Here is an 18083-nt window from a genome sequence, read left to right as displayed (position 1 = left end):
TGCAAAATATGCGCTTGCTTCGGCCTCAATCCGTTTTTTTAAGAAATCCTCAATAATTTGGCGGCTGGTGAACAGGAATTCATTTTTTGCATGTAGTATAATATGAGTAAGAATTCAGGTATGAAAAAAGAATTGAGGAGATTTTTTATGGCTCGGCGGTTAGCCACAGAATATGTGAAAGCCAGTATACAGTTGACAGAAGCTCAGTTGACCCGATTTTTGCAGTCGCTCGCACTACAATGTACGGTGTGGCGAGTAAAAGTATTGGAAAACGGTAATCAAGAGGTGGTTCTTGAGGACGGTCAGGGTGATGAGATTACTTTCCTGTTCGAGAAACAAGGCAATCGGTATGTCTGTGTAACGTCTTGCCGCTTGGTTCATCCGAAATTGACGCAAGTGATGCATAAACTTGTGGCCACTTTCCGTGGCGAAGCGGTAGTCAATCGGATTTTTTATGGATTTACGATGACTTATTATTATGAAGACGGGGCTGTACGTAAGATTGTTGAGCATAAGCAAGGCCAGTCTCGTGTTGTTTTCGAACATAAGGATACGGTTCGCAGCTTGCAGAAGCTGTACAGCAATGATAGCGTAGAACTGCGTATTGCTTCCGTTCAAAGTCACATCAACGTACTGCTGGATGAACGGAATCGGTCGCGCAAGCCGGAAACGCTCCATCATATCGATTCAGAACTTAGCCGCATGGCTCACCAATTGTTTATGCTGGAAGCCTAAACGTTAATTCATAATCGTGGAAAAAAGCACCCAAAAGCTTTGGGTGCTTTTTTCGTGCGCCAACATGGGCGTCATCTCTGCGGTGAAAGTCAGGAATGGGGGCTGCCAAGCGCCTGCCATTAGCCAGCTTGAGGCACACGAATCCAATTTGAGGAGGTTGCAGTCGGATGAGTCTCCGAAACAAAACGAAATCCTAAGCTGGCAAAGACGCGGCAAGCATCGATTACAAAGCGGCTTCTATATATGGTGAACCTAACAAGCTTATAGGCCATATAGTATTGTGCGTTTAAAAGTGCGGTCTGCATTTAATTAAACGAATGAATTTCAAAAAAGGGTTGCATTTATGAGTATAAGATGTTATTTTTAATCTCGTTGAAAACAATATAGGAACCAGGATTCACTCAGGACATAGCCTGTTGCGAGAGATTATTCCCTCGAGAAGTGAATGACGTAGGTCCTAGCGGATGAAATTTTTTTTCCAACATTTTATTCCTAGGAAGGGGGAACCGAAAGATGGAATACTCAACTTTCGGAAGACACGTTGCTGTTGACACGTGGGGAGTCGACTTCGATTTGTTGAACAATGCTGAATTTCTTCAAACGCAATTAGTAGAAGCCGCTGAAGCGTGTGGCGCAACCGTCTTGTCCGTTCAATCCAAACAGTTTGAACCACAAGGAGCAACGGTTCTTGTCATGTTGTCTGAAAGTCATCTTTCAATCCACACATATCCTGAACGTGGATTTGCAGCAATCGATTGTTATACTTGCGGAGAAACGGTAGACCCGCAACTGGCCATTGATTACCTGGTCTCTGTATTGAAACCGGAGAGAACGTTCGCTAAGAAATTAGTGCGCGGATTAGGTGAATTGCAAGTAGTTACTCCGGATGTGAAAGTATCCGAGTTGGTATAAATGGCAGCCAAGCCCGCTCAACCTGCTGTAAGAAGCAGTTGAGCGGGCTTTTTTTATTTATCCAGCAACTTAATACAACCAGTATTGTAGACACAAAATCGTACAATAACTGTGTAATAACCGTGGATACTCGTATCCATGGTTATTTGTCCATCTGCTCCTCCATAGCATATATAAGTGCGAGTTTACCTCTAAAAAACCTCTAGATAGGAGAATATGATGAGACCGAAGCGATTTCGTGCGGGTGCAGTCCTGCCGGTGCTGCTGTTTATTTTGCTAATATGGCCGGCCTACCAGTTGTATGGTCTGCTGCAGCCGCATTCTAGCACAGAAAATCCGATGATTATGCTGTATGAAGTTGCCCATTTTCAAATGAACCTGTTGAACGGATCGATGCAAGAAGCGAAGCGCTACGATACAGCCACTCCTTTGAATAAAGTGAAGTTGGTTGCCTATTCGACCGTGTATACCCATGAGAGGCTGGTGAAAGCGGTTGGTGCGAAGAAGCTGACGTCATTGGCCGGATTGAGTCGGTTCGTCGAATTCGTGACGGTGCTGCAAATGAGCGGAGAACGGCAGCTAACGGATACAGAGAAAGAAATATTGGGGAACGCCGCGGACCACATTGCAACGATGTATGAGAGCTATGCCCATCTGTTCAATGCAAGCGGACAAATTATTTCATCGAAAAATGACGAGCTGCAGTCGGCGGAGCAGCAGCTTATCTCGGCCTTGGATCGTTATTTAAAGCCGTAATTCAAATAGGTTGATCTTAGAAAATTAAGATGACTTTAAAGAATAGGAATGGTAGTATAAGGTGCGTTGTTCAAGCACAGACTAAATTTTGACATGCATTTCATAATATTTTCAAATAACGAACGTGTGATCGTGTCGATTCATGTTATAATGATTATCAACTGATAATGTACTAAATTTCGATAAAGCAGGTGAAACGAATGCACATCGTCGTCGTCGGCATGAACTATCGTACGGCGCCTGTGGAGATTCGGGAGAAGTTCGCTCTTCCCGAAAGCGATTGGCAAGAGGCGCTTTTACAACTGAGACAGACGAAGAGCGTGCTTGAGTGCGTCATGGTGTCTACATGCAACCGAACGGAGCTCTATGTCGTAGTGGATCGGCTGCATATGTGCGGTTACTTCATCCGCAGCTTTATGGAACAATGGTTTGACATTCCTAGACAGCAATTTACGCCTTACCTATATATATTTGAAAATGATCAGGCCGTTGAGCATTTGTTCCGAGTCACGTCTGGCTTGGATTCCATGGTAATTGGAGAAACGCAAATTCTTGGCCAGATCAGGAGCGCTTTTCTGTTCGCACAGAAGCAAGGGACTACAGGAACATGGTTCAATACCTTGTTCAAGCAAGCGATTACGCTTGCGAAGCGCGCCCATGCGGAGACGAACATTAACGACAATGCCGTGTCGGTAAGCTACGCTGCCGTAGAGCTCGGCAAGCGCATCTTCGGATCATTTCATGGGAAGAAGGTGCTCATTTTGGGCGCCGGGAAAATGAGCGAATTGACGGTTAAGCATCTGTACGCCAACGGAGCGGCTGAAGTCATGGTTGCGAATCGTACGCTTGAGCGCGCAGAACAGTTGGCCAAGCAATTCAACGGACGAGCCGGAACGCTCGACAACGTGGGCCATCTCCTGCGTGATGCGGATATCGTCATTAGTTCTACCGGGGCCAAGGAATATATTTTATCTGCCGCCGAGGTGGAGCACGTCATGAAGAATCGCAAATCACGCCCGCTCTTTCTTATCGATATTGCGGTGCCACGCGACTTGGATCCGAGTATAGGGGAAGTGTCGAATGTCTTCCTGTACGACATCGACGATTTGGAAGGGATTGTCGAAAGCAATCTGGCGATCCGGCGCAAGGAAGCGGCTAAGATTGAGGCGCTTATTGCGGATGAACTGGAAGCTTTCCATCAATGGCTCAAAATGCTAGGTATCACCCCGGTCATTCGCGCGCTGCAAAGCAAAGCCGAGCGCATTCATCAAGAAACGATTGAGAGCTTGTTCAACAAGCTGCCAGATATGTCTGAGCGGGAAGAGAAGCTTATACGCCGCTTGACCAAGAGCATGCTGAATCAGATGATGCATGATCCGATATTACAAATTAAAGAGCTAGCCGCAGAGAAGGACGGGGAAGATGCGCTGCGTTTCTTCTCGCAAATATTCGCATTGGAAGAGCCGGAAGGTACTCCTTCCAGCGCAGAGGAACGTAAAGTGCAGCATACTACCGGCAAAGCATCGCGCGAGACGGAATCTGACCCGGAGCGGGCCAAGCCTGCGTTATCTTGGGCAGCCGTCACATGGTAAGCGGAGGACGACGGGAGGCGGCAGGCTCACATGGTGACGAATAGTTGGATTTACGATGCGATTATTTACACATATGCCCTGAGCCTTCTGTTTTATTTTTCCGATGTCGTAGGCATGAATCGGAAAGCGAAGCGGATGGGCACAGGGTTTCTTATTTTTGTTTGGGTGTTGCAAACGGTTTTTATGGCCGTGCGCATGGTACGGCATCAGGATGTGCCTGTATTCAGCAGCTTTGAGTTTATGCTCTTGTTTTCATGGCTGCTTGTAACGGTCTCATTGATTATAAGTCGTTTTTTTCATATTGAATTCATAGTGTTTTTCGTAAACTTAATCGGGTTCGCTCTGCTTCTCGTCAATATGCTGAATGATCCGACAACGCCGACGGCCATGAAGGAATGGGAAATGATGCGTAATCTGCTCTCGTTCCACATTGCGCTTGCGGCATGCGGCTTCGCCGCGCTGACGGTCGGAGCGGTATTTGCGGGCATGTACTTATTTTTGCATCATAAGTTGAAGGCGAAGCAATGGTCTGACGCGGTCCGTCGGCTGCCAAGTCTCGAGAAAATGGAGCGGTTATCGTACGGCTCAGCTGTCATTGGCATTCCGCTGTTTCTGATGTCTTTGTCCGTGGCAATAGGCGCTGTGCTGCTCGGCAACCGGACCGAGCTGCTCTTCGATTTGAAAATATGGCTGACACTGTTTGCACTAATATTATACAGTTTTTATTTTGTGACGCGTTCGCGCGAATTGTCGACAGGATTTAGGCTTGCGTTGTGGAATTTAGGATGTTATGCCGCAATGGTACTGAACTTCAGCTTAAATTCCTTATCGACGTTTCATCGTTGGATGGGAGTGTAAGCCATGACACATATGCCTTATTACCCGATGATGCTCACGTTAGCAGGACGGCGGTGTGTAATCGTCGGCGGAGGCAATGTGGCAGCACGGAAAATACGCTATTTGATTGCAAGCGGCGCCGAAGTGACGGTAGTCAGTCCGACGTTGACTCCCGAGCTTCGGCGTTTGGTGCAGGAAGGGAATGTTGTTCATCTGGAGCGGGAGTATGCATGCGGGGATACGGAAGGCGCATTGCTCGTCTTTGCGCTTACCGACTGCGCTGGCGTGAATGAGCGGGTGGCTGCAGACGCGCGACGCGATGGCGCGCTTGTGAACTTGACGCACGCGCCAGAACTAAGCGATTTTGCCAATCCCGGCGTTCTGCAACAGGGAGCGGTGCAGGTTGCCGTTTCGACTGGCGGCGCCAGTCCTACGCTAACCCGACTTTTGATGCACAAGCTGTCCATTCTGATGGACGAAGGCCTTGCAGAGCTTGCTGAACATTTGCTGCAAGCAAGGCACGAAGCACAGTCGTCTTTCATCGATGCCAAAGCCCGCCATCAAGTGCTGCGGCAGTATGCGGATCGATGCTGGCATGCTCATGAACTAGGGGAGCCTTTGCCAGTGTGGAGCACTTGGATACAAGATTTCAATAGTTCACATAGGTAAGCGAGGAGGAAGTGGAGATGCGCACGATTATCGTAGGAACGAGGCAGAGCGCGCTTGCATTGACACAGACGGGACACGTCATAGCCGCTTTGGAAGACATATGCGAGAAGGCGAACTTGCCGTTCCAATTTGAAATACGCAAAATTGTGACAAAAGGTGACCGGATTCTGGATGTTACCCTGTCCAAAGTTGGAGGCAAGGGCTTGTTCGTCAAGGAAATCGAGCAGGCTTTATTAGATAAAGAAATTGATATGGCCGTACATAGCATGAAAGATATGCCGTGGGAACAGCCGGAAGGTTTGATGGTAGGAGCGATTCCGAAACGGGAAGATCCGCGGGATTGCTTAATTATGAAATCTGGACAGACGCTGGATGATTTGCCGTTGGGAGCAAAGGTGGGAACGAGCAGCTTGCGGCGTTCTTGCCAACTTCAAGCGTATCGTCCCGATCTGCAGATTGAACCGCTGCGCGGCAACATCGATACACGACTGAAAAAGCTGGAGACGGAAGGATTCGATGCGATTGTTCTAGCTGCAGCAGGTCTTCACCGCATGGGGTGGCAGGAGCGCATTAGCTCTTATTTGCCCGAGGAAGTAAGTGTCCCGGCGGTTGGACAGGGCGCTCTCGGCATTGAATGCCGCAAAGACGACGAAGAGGTGTGCTCACTGCTTGAGCGATATCATGATGCGGACACTGCCCGTACCGTGCGTGCGGAAAGGGCATTTCTCGGCCGGTTGAACGGCGGCTGCCAAGTGCCGATCGGCGCTTATGCGACGAACGTGGGCATGTGCGGAGCTATACAGCTGACAGGGCTGGTCGGTTCCGCAGAGGATGGCGAGATTATAAAAGAAACGATGGAAGGCGACCATCCCGAAGCAATCGGAACAGCCGTTGCGGAACGGCTGCTCGCTCGGGGCGCAGACCGGATGTTATCCTAATAGAGGAAGTTCAAAAAGGACCCTTTTGATTCTGAGCGTCTCAAGATGTGATTCGGCAACGAATCATGTATTCATTCTCGAAGAGCTTCGCGAACTTATTAACTCCACTCCTCCTTCGAGGATGCTTCCAATGTAGTTTTCTTGCGAAAACTTGTACATCTTGGTGCTGAAAAGTGACTTTTTGAACACACACTTATAGAGAGGTTGATGACCGTGGAGCAGCATCCTCGTCAGACGGGCAAAGTATACTTGGTAGGCGCAGGTCCAGGCGATGCAGGTCTCATTACCGTAAAGGGCATGCGCTGCTTACAAGAGGCGGATGTCATCGTGTATGATCGCCTCGCAGGACCGCGCCTGCTGCAATTTAAAAAGGCAGGCGCACGCAAGATATACGTCGGCAAGCTGCCGGATCGCCATGCGATGAAGCAGGAAGACATCAATCAACTGCTCGTTGACTTGGCATTGGAAGGGTATACTGTCACGCGGTTGAAAGGCGGGGACCCGTGCGTGTTCGGGCGGGTTGGCGAAGAAGCGGCACTGCTTCGATCGCATGGCATATCGTTCGAGATTGTTCCGGGAGTCACTTCAGCTGTCGCTGTTCCGGCTTATGCGGGCATTCCCGTTACCCATCGGGATTGGGCTTCGTCGTTCTGCGTCGTAACGGGACATGAAAATCCGAATAAGCTGGACGAACTCATCGAATGGGATAAACTGACACTGGCGGCAGGAACGCTTCTCTTTTTGATGGGGGTTGCGAAGCTGCGCTATATTACGGATCAACTGTTGCGCTATGGGCGCTCTCCGGATACGCCGGTAGCCCTTGTCCGCTGGGGAACAAGAGCGGAACAAGCAACGATAGTAGGGACGCTGGCCACGATTGCCGATGAGGTGGAGCGGGCGGGCTTCAAGGCTCCTGCGGTCATCATCGTCGGCGACGTTGTACGGGAACGTGAGCAACTGCAATGGGCGGAAGTGCGTCCGCTGTTCGGCCGCCGTATTCTTGTGACACGCGCCCGTTCGCAAGCCAGCGAGCTCGTGCGGCGCATCGAAGATTTGGGCGGTGAGCCATACGAGTTCCCCGTCATCGAGACGCGCCTGCCTGAGACAGAGGCGCAGCGACAAGCATTGCGCCGTGCGATGGCGGAGGCGGATACGTACGACTGGCTCGTGTTGACGAGTGTGAACGGTGTACATTACTGGTTCAAGCATTTGCAGGAGCAGCAGGCTGATATCCGGCAATGGGCCCGCACACGAATTGTGTCCGTCGGTCCGAAGACGACCGAGGCGCTGCAGGGATATGGCATTCAACCGGATGTTGCAGCCGCTCAGTATAGCCAGGAAGGTATATGGGAAGCGCTGAAGCCGCTTGTGCATCCAGGGCAGCGCGTGCTGCTTGCCCGGGGAGATCTGTCACGTTCTTGGTTGAAGGAAACGCTGCAGGAGGAAGGGCTTCATGTGGATGAGGTCGACCTGTATGTCACGGTGCTGCCCGAGCAGGACGATCCTGATTTGCTGGAAATGCTCGAGGAGAAGTCTATTCATATTATTACGTTTACAAGTTCCTCTACCGTAACCAATCTGCTTGCTGCGCTTCGGTATATGGGGGTCCAGGATCCGGTCGCACGACTGAATCATGCCCTAGTGGCCTGCATTGGCGAGATGACCGCGCGTACGGCTCGAGAAGCGGGCTTGCGAGTGGATACGGTAGCGAAATATTCTACGATAGACGGCTTGGTTGAAGCGGTTTGTGCGCTTGAGCCAACAGCTGTTCAGGGAGGGTGCTAACATGGAATTTCCAACAACACGCTTGCGCCGTTTGCGCAATTCGACGGGAATGCGCAATATGGTGCGGGAGACGATATTAACCGTCCACGATTTGATTATGCCAATATTCGTAACAACTGGAACTGACATTAAGGAAGAGATCGCTTCGATGCCTGGGGTATACCACTTCTCGCTCGATCATCTGGATGCCGAAGTGGATGAGATCGTTGCGCTAGGCATTCCTGCGGTCGTTCTGTTCGGCGTGCCGGCAACGAAAGACGCCGTAGGGAGCTCTGCATTCGATGAGAATGGCATCGTGCAGCAGGCGACCCGTCAAATTAAAGCGAAATACCCTAATTTGTTAGTCATCGCAGACACATGCTTATGCCAGTATACAGATCACGGCCATTGCGGCATGGTTCACGTCCACGAAGTAAACGGTCAGCAGGTGGGCGTTGTGGACAACGATGCGTCGCTGCAATATTTGGTTCAAACCGCTGTATCCCAAGCTCAAGCAGGAGCAGATATCATCGCGCCTTCGAACATGATGGACGGCTTTGTGCAGGCCATTCGTGCAGGGCTTGACGAGGCGGGCTTCACGGATATTCCGATTATGTCTTATTCGGTCAAATACGCATCCGCATTTTATGGCCCGTTCCGGGACGCGGCGAACTCGACACCGCAATTCGGTGATCGCAAGACATATCAAATGGATCCGGCCAACGCAAGAGAAGCGCTGCGCGAAGCGGAGGAGGATGTAATCGAGGGCGCGGATATGCTGATGGTGAAGCCGGCGATGGCGTACATGGACATCATCCGCGTATTGAAGGATCAGTTCGATCTTCCTATCGTCGCGTACAACGTCAGCGGTGAATACTCCATGGTCAAGGCAGCCAGCAAGCTCGGATGGATAGATGAGAAGGCTGTAACGATGGAACTGTTGGTCGGATTGAAGCGAGCTGGAGCGGATATCGTGATTACGTATTTTGCGAAGGACGCCGCACGCTGGTTGTCAGATACACAATAAATAACAGCCTTCCTGTCCCGATAACGATGCTTTGGGGAAGGAAGGCTGTCTAATTGCGTTTAGCGGATTGCCTTTAACTGATGTAGGGACTCTGGAACAGCTTGGAGATGTCGAGTGAGTATTCGGACGCTCCCAAGAATAAGATGCGTTGATGTTCCAAATCACGTATGACATGCTCGAGCACGTTGCGGTGAACACCCGCCAGGCCGGACATGGCGTCCGGATCGAAGGCAGAGCGGATAATTATTCTGTCACCGCGCCGTTCGCCCTGCTGTTGAGCGATGCGAACAATATATTTCACGACTCGGCTAGGCGCGTCAAGAAACGTCAAGTCGTACACGTGGCCGTTCGTTGCACGAAGGCGGCTGCACAGCTGAACCATGACTTGCTTCGCAATATCGTAATGTGCGCGGAGCAATAGGTGAAAGCTTTCCGATGTAACGGTCAGCAGCACCGTATCCTCTTCCAACGTCTCTGCTGTTGCGGACCGCGGCTTGCCGTCGATAAGCGCCAGTTCGCCGAAGCTGTCGCCAGCCTGGAAGACCGCTAATATTTTCTGCTGGCCCTGCTTATTGGAAGTATACACTTTCACTGCGCCGCGAACGACGATGCAAAAGGTTTGACCCGGATCTCCTTGTTGAAACAAAATGGTATGGGGATCATATTCGCGGCGGGACGTAATGGAAGATACGATCTCAAGCTGCGCGTCGGTCAAATCAGCGAACAAAGGTACACGTTTAAGTAAATTAATCATGACTTTTCCCTCTTTTGTCCATTCCAATTTTTTAATAGTTTATCATAGATATGATGATTAAACATAGAAGGAGCGATTAAACATGACGGAAAAAAAATCAATCCGCCGCGACAGCCGTTCCCAAGCAGCGTTTGCAGAAGCGAAAAAATACATACCTGGTGGAGTAAATAGCCCGGTGCGGGCATTTAAGTCTGTTGGTCTTACACCGGTCTATGTCGAACGAGGCGAAGGTTCGCGTATTTATGACATCGATGGCAATGTGTTCATTGATTATGTGGGGTCATGGGGCCCGCTTATTCTCGGGCATGCGCATCCCGCGGTCATTCAGGCCGTGCAAGAAACGGCTGCCAAGGGAACCAGCTTCGGCGCTCCGACAGAAATCGAAACGCTGATGGCGAAGACGGTGTGCGAACGAGTGCCATCGGTAGATATCGTCCGGATGGTCAACTCCGGGACGGAAGCGACGATGAGCGCCTTGCGGCTCGCCCGAGGCATTACGAAACGCAGCAAAATTTTGAAGTTCGAAGGCTCTTATCACGGGCATGCTGACAGCTTGCTCATTAAAGCGGGTTCCGGTGTTGCCACGCTTGGTCTCCCGGACAGCCCAGGGGTTCCGGAAGGCGTTGCAAGCAACACGATTACGGTCCCTTATAATGATTTGGAATCTGTTAAAATCGCGTTTGAACGACATGGCGAGGAACTGGCCTGTGTCATCGTTGAACCGATTGCAGGCAACATGGGCGTGGTGCCTCCACTGCCAGGATTTCTGGAAGGGCTGCGCGAGGTTACGGAGCAGTACGGCAGCTTGCTTATTTTTGACGAAGTGATGACAGGGTTCCGTGTGCATTACAATAGTGCGCAGGGCAGGTTCGGCGTGACGCCGGATATTACATGCTTCGGCAAAGTGATCGGCGGCGGTCTGCCAGTCGGTGCATACGGCGGGAAACGCGAATACATGGAGCAAATTGCTCCAAGCGGCCCAATCTACCAAGCGGGTACGCTAAGCGGCAATCCGCTTGCGATGGCAGCAGGCTATACGACCTTGTCTCTCCTTACGCCTGATGTATATGAGGAGCTTGAACGCAAGGGAGCGAAGCTTGAAGAAGGATTTATACGCAATGCGCGCGAGCTTGGAGTGCCATGTACGATCAACCGTGTCGGTTCGATGGTCTGCCCATTCTTTACGGAGCAGAAGGTTACCGATTTCGATTCGGCACGCACGTCGGATTTGGAACACTTCCGCAGCTATTTCAAGCATCTGCTTGATGAAGGCGTAAGCGTTGCACCTTCTCAATTCGAGGGCATGTTCGTATCGGCCGTACATACAGATGAGGATTTGGAATTTACGATTCAGGCACACTATGAAGCGTTGAAAAAGCTGTAACAAGCAATTACTAAAAAGCAACTGATAAGAAGCAACGGAAATCACGCGCATCTGTTTGTGAGGCGGCGACTGGCCCGGCGGGCTGCATAGATGATATGCGGCGGCCGGGCTTTCCATTGCAGGCAACGGGAATGATGAAGCTGCGTGAAGAATCCATACAAGAGAAGCCTCATGTAGGAATCCATACATAAGGATCTATGCAGAAGAATTAAAGCCAATGTACCTGTTCATTCCATTGGATTCTATACAATGGTTTGGGGAGGTTAGGGGCGATGCGAGATGTTTGGTTGGAAAACGTCCAATGGATTCGACCCTTTAACGGCTGTGGACCAGACATGTGCTGGATTTGATTGGACAATTTCCAATAGAACGGCGAATTTTTGCTGAAACCGGCAATTCCGCTGGATCTTTTCCAATGCAACGCGAACCTACAAGGGGCTCTTATCGAGTATGCAGGCCTTGTGCTGACATAGTTACTTGAAGAGGAAGAAGCAGTGTACCTATGCTGACATGTTACTTGAAGAGGAAGAAGCAGTGTACCTATGCCGACATAGTGACTTAAGAGGAAAGAAGCAGGATTTGTGCCGATATGGTGATAAGGAGGAATGAAGCGTGCACCGACATTGGAGACGGCAGGGCGAGTGGGTGGAGTTTACGCCGGGGCGCAGTGTGATTGAATCGGAGCAAGCTATGAGCGCGTGGCTTACAGACACACTCCGCATGCCTCAGAAGATGTTAAGATTGATGCTGCAGCGGGAGGAAATACGTGCGGCGGGCGATCGTCTCCGGCTTAAAATATTTACACCGGATACCGATTCGTTAGAAGCAGCCGATGCGCCGGCAGACGTATTGTATGAGGACGATGCGTGTCTGGTCGCGTTCAAACCGGCCGGAATGCCCGTACATGCAACGACTCCCGAGCAGGACAGACAGAAGAACAGCTTGGCTCATGCTGTCGCTTGCCATTATGCTTGGACAGGCCAAGAGGTGCGGGTTCGGCATATTCACCGCTTGGATGTCGATACGTCAGGATCGGTGTTGTATGCGAAGCAAGCCTTTACGCACGCCGTGCTGGATGAAGCGATGCGCAGAAAAGAAATTCAGCGCCATTATGCTGCAATTGTCCAAGGACAGCCCAATCCCAAGCGTGGTGTGATTGATGCGCCTATCGGCAAGGATCGACACCACCCGTCAAGAAGGCGGGTAAGCCCGAGCGGAGATCATGCCATCACTCATTATGAGGTTGTGGAATCAGGTCCGCAGCTGTCGCTGGTACGTCTTTCCCTAGAAACAGGGAGAACGCATCAAATTCGTGTTCATATGAGCTATAAAGGGCATCCGCTGCTGGGAGACACGTTATATGGCGGAGATGACAGCGGATTCCCGCGACAAGCCCTACACGGAGAAAGTCTCCGATTCTTGCACCCGCTCTCGGGAGAATGGGTGCAAGTGGATGCGCCTTGGCCTGAAGATATGAGTCGCTTGCGGCAAAAAATATAGTCATGCTCCTCTCTTTACTCCCATATAGATGAAGTAGTGAACCGAGTCTGACTTTGCAACAGCCAGCGAGATATGCACATTGTACCGTATAAGGGCTGGGAACAAGGGCGGATGACAGATGAACTGCGGGAGGAGGAGCAGTCTGTGTATGATGAATCTTATGGTTTAAGATTTGATATTTATGAACGCGTACATTTGTCCGACGATGTCGTCGGCATTGACCAATTGGAAGAGGTTGAATTGACACCGCATATTCAAGTCATTCCAGCCGGAGACCAAGTGACGGTGCGTGGCAGCTTGCTATTGGCAGGTGCGTATGTAGGAACGTCAGGAGATGAGACGAGTCAGACACTGGAGCATTGGATTCCTGTTGAGATTACCCTTCCACTGAACCGTATACGAAGCTTGGATGACATTTCAGTAGACATTGAACATTTTGATGTCGATTTGATCTCGACTCGAACGTTGAACATTACAGGCATTTTATCTTTAAACGGGATTGCAATGGAGTCCGCCGAACCGCCGGCATGGGAGCCTGAGCAATTCACGGTCGTGCATCAGACGGATGGCGAGCGGGAAGAGGAAGAACCTTCGTGGCTGCGGGATTACGGCCAGCCTATTCAGACATCACCTGCCACGGAGGAAAAGGCTGAGATATCTTCCTTTTCCGCGGAGAATGAACGACAGAGTGAAGTATGGCAAGCTTCCGTTCAACAAAATGCGGAGGAAGGGGAGTCCGATCCGTTGCCGCCGGAAGCTGATGATGAACCTGCCACGACACCACGAACCGAAAATGTGGAGCAAGAGCCCATGTCATGGACGTGGAGCCAATCCCCTTGGGCGAATGCAACCGTTAACGCGGAGTCCTCTACTGCACAGGGTGAGAAGGAACCGGCTGCGGAGACGTTCACGGATGCGCTGCAGATGAGGCAAGCGGAGGATGAAGCAGCGGATAGTGATGTCGCGTTTGATGCTTCAATGGCGGGCAGCCTCTCGGACGAGGCGAAGGCGGAAACGGTTGCGGGAGCACCAGTGCCAGAGCAGCGCGAACCGGCAGCAACTACCGGTTCCGGTGCGAATTCACCTCCTGCGACAGAAGCCAAATCGCATCATGCGGAAGCAAATCCTGCCGAATCGCATCATGCGGAAGCGAATCAGGACGAAGATGCAGGCCGCGAGCAACTGGTGGAACAGGTCGACGCTGTCGTCGTTGAAGAAGAATCCGTTCCTGCAACGGTTGAGCCGAAGCAGGCGATGAAGGTTGCGATCGGCAGCGCGAAGCCTGTGGATCCGGAAGCGGCTCAGCAGCTCGGCTTCAGTTCCCTGCTGCAATCGAGCTATCAGACGAAGGAGAAGGAGCGGGAAGCACGAGTGGCGGCAGAGGAAGAAGCCGCTTTGGTAGAGGCGCAGAAGGACACGACAGGGGACGACATGAAGTGGCAGTCGCTCTTTTTGCAGCGAGTCAATCATGAGTCTGCATTCAAAAAGGTACGATTATGCATTGTACAGCGGGAGGATACACTCGAGACAATCGCGGACCGGTACCGTATGAACTCACGTGAAATTGCACTGTATAATCGGCTTGCCGAGCCTAGTGTAACAGAAGGCCAGGTCTTGTATATCCCGATTTCATCATAATTCGATATCGACCTGAGGAATGAAAAACTGCTCATCAACAATAGACCCGTCCGGCTTTCCAGCGGACGGGTCTATTGCTGTGATGCATGAATTAATATACGTCTAACAAAAAGCCGAGGTAAATCAGAAATAACGCAAATAGCAAAAATACATCGAGTCCGCTTGGCAGAAGCAAGGTTCGAACGAATTGCAAGCAGATGAGAGGGAAAATGACACCTTTCACCGAATAACGAATACGCACCCACCAACGTTCCATGCATGGACCACCCCCCATAGTACATGTTATGAAAATGGAAATTCGGGATATGACTAATCTATAAGCGGATGTTAGAAAAGAAGGCCTTTTATTCTTTTTCTTCAACCTCTATAAGGAATTGGAACTCGTCTATTGACTCATGCAAGGCGCGAAGGTAAAATATATCGTAAACGTTTCAACCTTTTATGTTTCAGTAAACGATGGATACATGTGAAGCAAAGACATTGATCAGGAGGAGTAAGCGTCAAGGCCCTTACAGAGAGCAGAGCGATGAGGTGCAACGCCTGCAGGAAGTCCCGCGCTGAAGTCATCTGGGAGTCGCCCGTTTGAACGCATCACGGTAGTGTATGAGCATTACGTTCATCATGTTCCGCAGCTGCGCTAGGATGGGACGGTCGCAACCGTTACCTTGCAGTTCAAGAGCCGCCACAGCTGATTGGGCCATACATGCCCTTTATTTGAATGGCGGAATAAAGGTGGTACCACGGAAGCTAAACCTTTCGTCCTTTGAGGCGTAAGGTTTTTTATTTTGCCGCATTGAAGCGAATTGTCCTTGTAGAACGGACGGACAGTCGTTTCTGCTTGTGCAAGGAGCACATTGTCTATATGACGTGCACGATGATAAACGGAGGGATTCCATTGTCAGAAAATCATGAACAAATGTCCATGCCGACAACGTACGACCCGAAGGCAGCGGAACAAAAGTGGTATGAATATTGGTTGAAGGGCGGATATTTCAAAGCGGGCAATAAAAAAGACGCACAGCCATTCACCATCGTCATTCCGCCACCGAACGTTACCGGGATGCTTCATATCGGTCACGCGCTTGACTTTACGCTGCAAGATATTATAATCCGCTCGAAGCGGATGCAAGGATTCGATGCGCTGTGGCTGCCCGGATCTGACCATGCGGGCATTGCGACGCAGACGAAGGTGGAGCAGAAGCTGCGTGAAGAAGGCGTTTCCCGCTATGATTTGGGACGGGAGAAGTTTTTGGAGCAGGTGTGGGACTGGAAAGAGCATTATGCGAATACGATTCGCGGGCAATGGGCGAAGATGGGCCTTTCTCTAGACTATTCACGTGAGCGGTTCACGCTCGATGAAGGGCTGTCCAAAGCTGTTCGCCGTGTATTCGTGAAGCTGTATGAGCAAGGTTTAATTTACCGTGGAAAATACATTATTAACTGGGACCCGGCTGCCCGTACGGCGCTGTCCGACATTGAGGTTGAGTATAAAGAGGTGCAAGGCCATCTTTATCATTTGCAATACCCTCTGCAAGACGGCAGCGGCTCCATTACGGTGGCCACAACCCGTCCAGAGACGATGTTAGGCGATACAGCGGTGGCGGTTCATCCAGAAGACGAGCGCTACAAGCATATGATCGGCAAGATGCTGGTGCTTCCGATCGTCGGTCGAGAAATTCCGGTCATTGCTGACGAATATGTTGAAAAAGAATTCGGAAGCGGGGCCGTTAAGATTACGCCGGCTCATGATCCGAATGACTTCGAAGTCGGGCTGCGCCACCAGTTGCCGCAAATTACGGTGATGGATGAGTCTGGCAAGATGAACGAACATGCTGCGCAATATCAAGGTTTGGACCGTGCGGACTGCCGCAAGCAAATTGTGAAAGATTTGCAGGAGCAAGGCGTGCTCATTCAGATTGAGGATCACGTGCATCAGGTTGGTCACAGCGAACGCAGCGGTGCCGTCGTCGAGCCGTACTTATCGACACAGTGGTTCGTCAAGATGAAGCCGCTCGCAGAACGCGCGATTGAAGCGCAGAAGACAGGAAAAGGCGTTCACTTCGTACCTGATCGCTTTGAAAAAATATATTTAAATTGGATCGAGAACGTACGCGACTGGTGCATCTCCCGCCAGCTCTGGTGGGGTCATCGCATTCCGGCTTGGTACTGCGAAGACTGCGGCCATGTCCATGTTGCCAGTGAAGACGCGACGGCGTGCTCTTCTTGCGGAAGCGCAAATTTGAAGCAGGATGAAGACGTGCTGGATACATGGTTCAGCTCCGCACTGTGGCCGTTCTCCACACTAGGCTGGCCGGAACAGACGGATGACCTGCAGCGGTACTATCCGACAAGCGTGCTCGTAACAGGTTATGATATCATATACTTCTGGGTTGCGCGCATGATCTTTACGGCACTTGAGTTTACCGACAATATTCCGTTCAAAGATGTGCTGATGCACGGCCTGGTACGCGATTCGGAAGGCCGCAAAATGTCTAAATCGCTCGGCAACGGAGTAGACCCGCTGGAAGTCGTTGAGAAATACGGCGCAGACGCTATGCGCTTTATGATTTCAACGAGCGGAACGCCAGGACAAGATTTGCGCTTCCGTTGGGAGCGGGTAGAGCAAGCGCGCAACTTTGCGAACAAGATTTGGAATGCTTCGCGCTTTGCCCTCATGAACCTCGAAGGCTTCAACTATGAGGAGATCGATATTTCCGGCAAGCTCGGAACGGCGGATCGCTGGATATTGCACCGCTTGAATGAAACGGCGCGCGATATTACCCGCCTAATGGACGCGTATGAGTTCGGCGAAACCGGACGCGTGCTGTATAACTTCATTTGGGACGACCTGTGCGATTGGTATATTGAATTTTCCAAAATCAGTCTATATGGCACTGATGAAGCGGCTAAGAAGAAGACGCAATCCGTCTTGGCATATGTGCTGGACCGCACGCTGCGCATGATTCACCCGTTCATGCCATTTATTTCGGAAGAAATATGGCAGCATCTGCCGCATGACGGCGAGACGATTACGCTGGCCGCTTGGCCGACATACGATGCTCAGTTCGAGGCGCCGGATGCGGTGCGCGAGATGACGCTTCTTATGGATATGATTCGTGCGGTACGCAATATTCGCGCTGAAGTGAACGTGCCGATGAGCAAGAAAATCGAGCTGCTCGTGAAGCCGACAGATGCAGGAACCGAGACGAATGTTACGAATAATCTAGAATATGTAGAACGATTCTGCGGTACGTCTAAGCTGGAAGTGAGCCAGCAGGTATCTGCTCCGAACAAGGCGATGTCCGCCGTTGTAACCGGTGCTGAACTGTTTCTGCCGCTTGCAGGTCTTATCGACATCGGTCAGGAAATCGCCCGCTTGGAAAAAGAAGTGGAGCATCTGACCAAAGAAGTAGAGCGCGTTGACAAAAAGCTGTCTAACGAGGGCTTTATGGCGAAAGCGCCTGAGAAGGTCGTCGAAGAAGAACGTGCGAAGCAGCGTGATTACAGCGAGAAGCGCGATAAGGTAATCGCCCGCATTGCCGAACTGAAAGAAGCCTAGTCAATTTATGTGGATATG

At 50.8% G+C, this 18083-nt stretch carries 15 protein-coding genes and 1 other annotated feature; of the genes, 13 read left to right on the top strand and 2 right to left on the bottom strand.

What is annotated here, in order from left to right:
* Window positions 1-147 precede the first annotated feature (147 nt).
* The 9 genes from A372_RS0118560 (at window position 148) to hemB (ending at window position 9230) form a co-directional block, all read left to right on the top strand.
* The gene (locus A372_RS0118560; RefSeq protein WP_019422391.1) at window positions 148-735 is read left to right on the top strand and encodes a hypothetical protein; all 588 of its coding nucleotides are present in this window, start codon (window positions 148-150) and stop codon (window positions 733-735) included.
* 513 nt (window positions 736-1248) lie between these two features.
* Complete coding sequence (speD, locus tag A372_RS0118555; RefSeq protein WP_019422390.1) at window positions 1249-1647, top strand: adenosylmethionine decarboxylase; 399 nt, start codon at window positions 1249-1251, stop codon at window positions 1645-1647.
* A 216-nt stretch (window positions 1648-1863) separates the two neighbouring features.
* Window positions 1864-2403 (top strand): S-adenosylmethionine decarboxylase, encoded by a 540-nt coding sequence (locus A372_RS0118550; RefSeq protein ID WP_237728565.1) that lies wholly within the window; start codon window positions 1864-1866, stop codon window positions 2401-2403.
* A 200-nt stretch (window positions 2404-2603) separates the two neighbouring features.
* Window positions 2604-3995, top strand: a complete 1392-nt coding sequence (hemA, locus tag A372_RS0118545; protein WP_019422388.1) for a glutamyl-tRNA reductase — start codon at window positions 2604-2606, stop codon at window positions 3993-3995.
* 30 nt (window positions 3996-4025) lie between these two features.
* Complete coding sequence (gene ccsA / locus A372_RS0118540; protein WP_019422387.1) at window positions 4026-4853, top strand: cytochrome c biogenesis protein CcsA; 828 nt, start codon at window positions 4026-4028, stop codon at window positions 4851-4853.
* Between the two features lie 3 nt (window positions 4854-4856).
* Window positions 4857-5501: a precorrin-2 dehydrogenase/sirohydrochlorin ferrochelatase family protein gene (locus A372_RS34255; RefSeq protein ID WP_019422386.1), complete on the top strand. Its 645-nt coding sequence runs from the start codon at window positions 4857-4859 to the stop codon at window positions 5499-5501.
* 17 nt (window positions 5502-5518) lie between these two features.
* Window positions 5519-6439, top strand: coding sequence for a hydroxymethylbilane synthase (gene hemC / locus A372_RS0118530; RefSeq protein WP_019422385.1), 921 nt, complete (start codon window positions 5519-5521; stop codon window positions 6437-6439).
* A gap of 213 nt (window positions 6440-6652) precedes the next feature.
* On the top strand, window positions 6653-8224 hold the full coding sequence (cobA, locus tag A372_RS0118525; RefSeq protein WP_019422384.1) for a uroporphyrinogen-III C-methyltransferase: 1572 nt from the start codon (window positions 6653-6655) through the stop codon (window positions 8222-8224).
* A 1-nt stretch (window position 8225) separates the two neighbouring features.
* Window positions 8226-9230, top strand: a complete 1005-nt coding sequence (hemB, locus tag A372_RS0118520; RefSeq protein WP_019422383.1) for a porphobilinogen synthase — start codon at window positions 8226-8228, stop codon at window positions 9228-9230.
* 73 nt (window positions 9231-9303) lie between these two features.
* Here the strand turns inward: hemB and A372_RS0118515 are convergent, their stop codons facing one another.
* Complete coding sequence (locus A372_RS0118515) at window positions 9304-9984, bottom strand: Crp/Fnr family transcriptional regulator (protein ID WP_019422382.1); 681 nt, start codon at window positions 9982-9984, stop codon at window positions 9304-9306.
* Between the two features lie 82 nt (window positions 9985-10066).
* On the opposite strand from A372_RS0118515, the gene hemL reads away from it, so the two are divergent.
* The 3 genes from hemL (at window position 10067) to A372_RS0118500 (ending at window position 14506) form a co-directional block, all read left to right on the top strand.
* Window positions 10067-11368: a glutamate-1-semialdehyde 2,1-aminomutase gene (hemL, locus tag A372_RS0118510; RefSeq protein WP_019422381.1), complete on the top strand. Its 1302-nt coding sequence runs from the start codon at window positions 10067-10069 to the stop codon at window positions 11366-11368.
* Window positions 11369-11980: 612 nt separating this feature from the next.
* Complete coding sequence (locus A372_RS0118505; RefSeq protein WP_019422380.1) at window positions 11981-12868, top strand: RluA family pseudouridine synthase; 888 nt, start codon at window positions 11981-11983, stop codon at window positions 12866-12868.
* A 111-nt stretch (window positions 12869-12979) separates the two neighbouring features.
* Window positions 12980-14506, top strand: a complete 1527-nt coding sequence (locus A372_RS0118500) for a LysM peptidoglycan-binding domain-containing protein (RefSeq protein ID WP_237728564.1) — start codon at window positions 12980-12982, stop codon at window positions 14504-14506.
* Window positions 14507-14597: 91 nt separating this feature from the next.
* Here A372_RS0118500 and A372_RS37990 read toward each other — a convergent pair whose 3' ends face one another.
* On the bottom strand, window positions 14598-14762 hold the full coding sequence (locus A372_RS37990; RefSeq protein ID WP_019422378.1) for a hypothetical protein: 165 nt from the start codon (window positions 14760-14762) through the stop codon (window positions 14598-14600).
* Window positions 14763-14977: 215 nt separating this feature from the next.
* Window positions 14978-15273 (top strand) — a binding site (T-box leader).
* 149 nt (window positions 15274-15422) lie between these two features.
* Between A372_RS37990 and A372_RS0118490 the strand changes: the two genes are divergently transcribed.
* Window positions 15423-18065: a valine--tRNA ligase gene (locus A372_RS0118490; RefSeq protein ID WP_036704665.1), complete on the top strand. Its 2643-nt coding sequence runs from the start codon at window positions 15423-15425 to the stop codon at window positions 18063-18065.
* The last annotated feature ends 18 nt before the right edge of the window (window positions 18066-18083 follow it).

The sequence above is a fragment of the Paenibacillus sp. OSY-SE genome, assembly GCF_000283315.1.
GTDB classification, from domain to species: domain Bacteria; phylum Bacillota; class Bacilli; order Paenibacillales; family Paenibacillaceae; genus Paenibacillus_B; species Paenibacillus_B profundus.
The sequence above is the reverse complement of the archived record's forward strand: the minus strand, read 5'-3'. Positions and strand labels throughout refer to the sequence as shown.

Coding starts and splice junctions, on each gene's coding strand:
- A372_RS0118560 (WP_019422391.1), top strand. CDS start 148: ATGGCTCGGCGGTTAGCCACAGAATATGTGAAAGCCAGTATACAGTTG.
- speD (WP_019422390.1), top strand. CDS start 1,249: ATGGAATACTCAACTTTCGGAAGACACGTTGCTGTTGACACGTGGGGA.
- A372_RS0118550 (WP_237728565.1), top strand. CDS start 1,864: ATGATGAGACCGAAGCGATTTCGTGCGGGTGCAGTCCTGCCGGTGCTG.
- hemA (WP_019422388.1), top strand. CDS start 2,604: ATGCACATCGTCGTCGTCGGCATGAACTATCGTACGGCGCCTGTGGAG.
- ccsA (WP_019422387.1), top strand. CDS start 4,026: ATGGTGACGAATAGTTGGATTTACGATGCGATTATTTACACATATGCC.
- A372_RS34255 (WP_019422386.1), top strand. CDS start 4,857: ATGACACATATGCCTTATTACCCGATGATGCTCACGTTAGCAGGACGG.
- hemC (WP_019422385.1), top strand. CDS start 5,519: ATGCGCACGATTATCGTAGGAACGAGGCAGAGCGCGCTTGCATTGACA.
- hemB (WP_019422383.1), top strand. CDS start 8,226: ATGGAATTTCCAACAACACGCTTGCGCCGTTTGCGCAATTCGACGGGA.
- A372_RS0118515 (WP_019422382.1), bottom strand. CDS start 9,984: ATGATTAATTTACTTAAACGTGTACCTTTGTTCGCTGATTTGACCGAC.
- hemL (WP_019422381.1), top strand. CDS start 10,067: ATGACGGAAAAAAAATCAATCCGCCGCGACAGCCGTTCCCAAGCAGCG.
- A372_RS0118500 (WP_237728564.1), top strand. CDS start 12,980: ATGACAGATGAACTGCGGGAGGAGGAGCAGTCTGTGTATGATGAATCT.
- A372_RS37990 (WP_019422378.1), bottom strand. CDS start 14,762: ATGGAACGTTGGTGGGTGCGTATTCGTTATTCGGTGAAAGGTGTCATT.
- A372_RS0118490 (WP_036704665.1), top strand. CDS start 15,423: ATGTCCATGCCGACAACGTACGACCCGAAGGCAGCGGAACAAAAGTGG.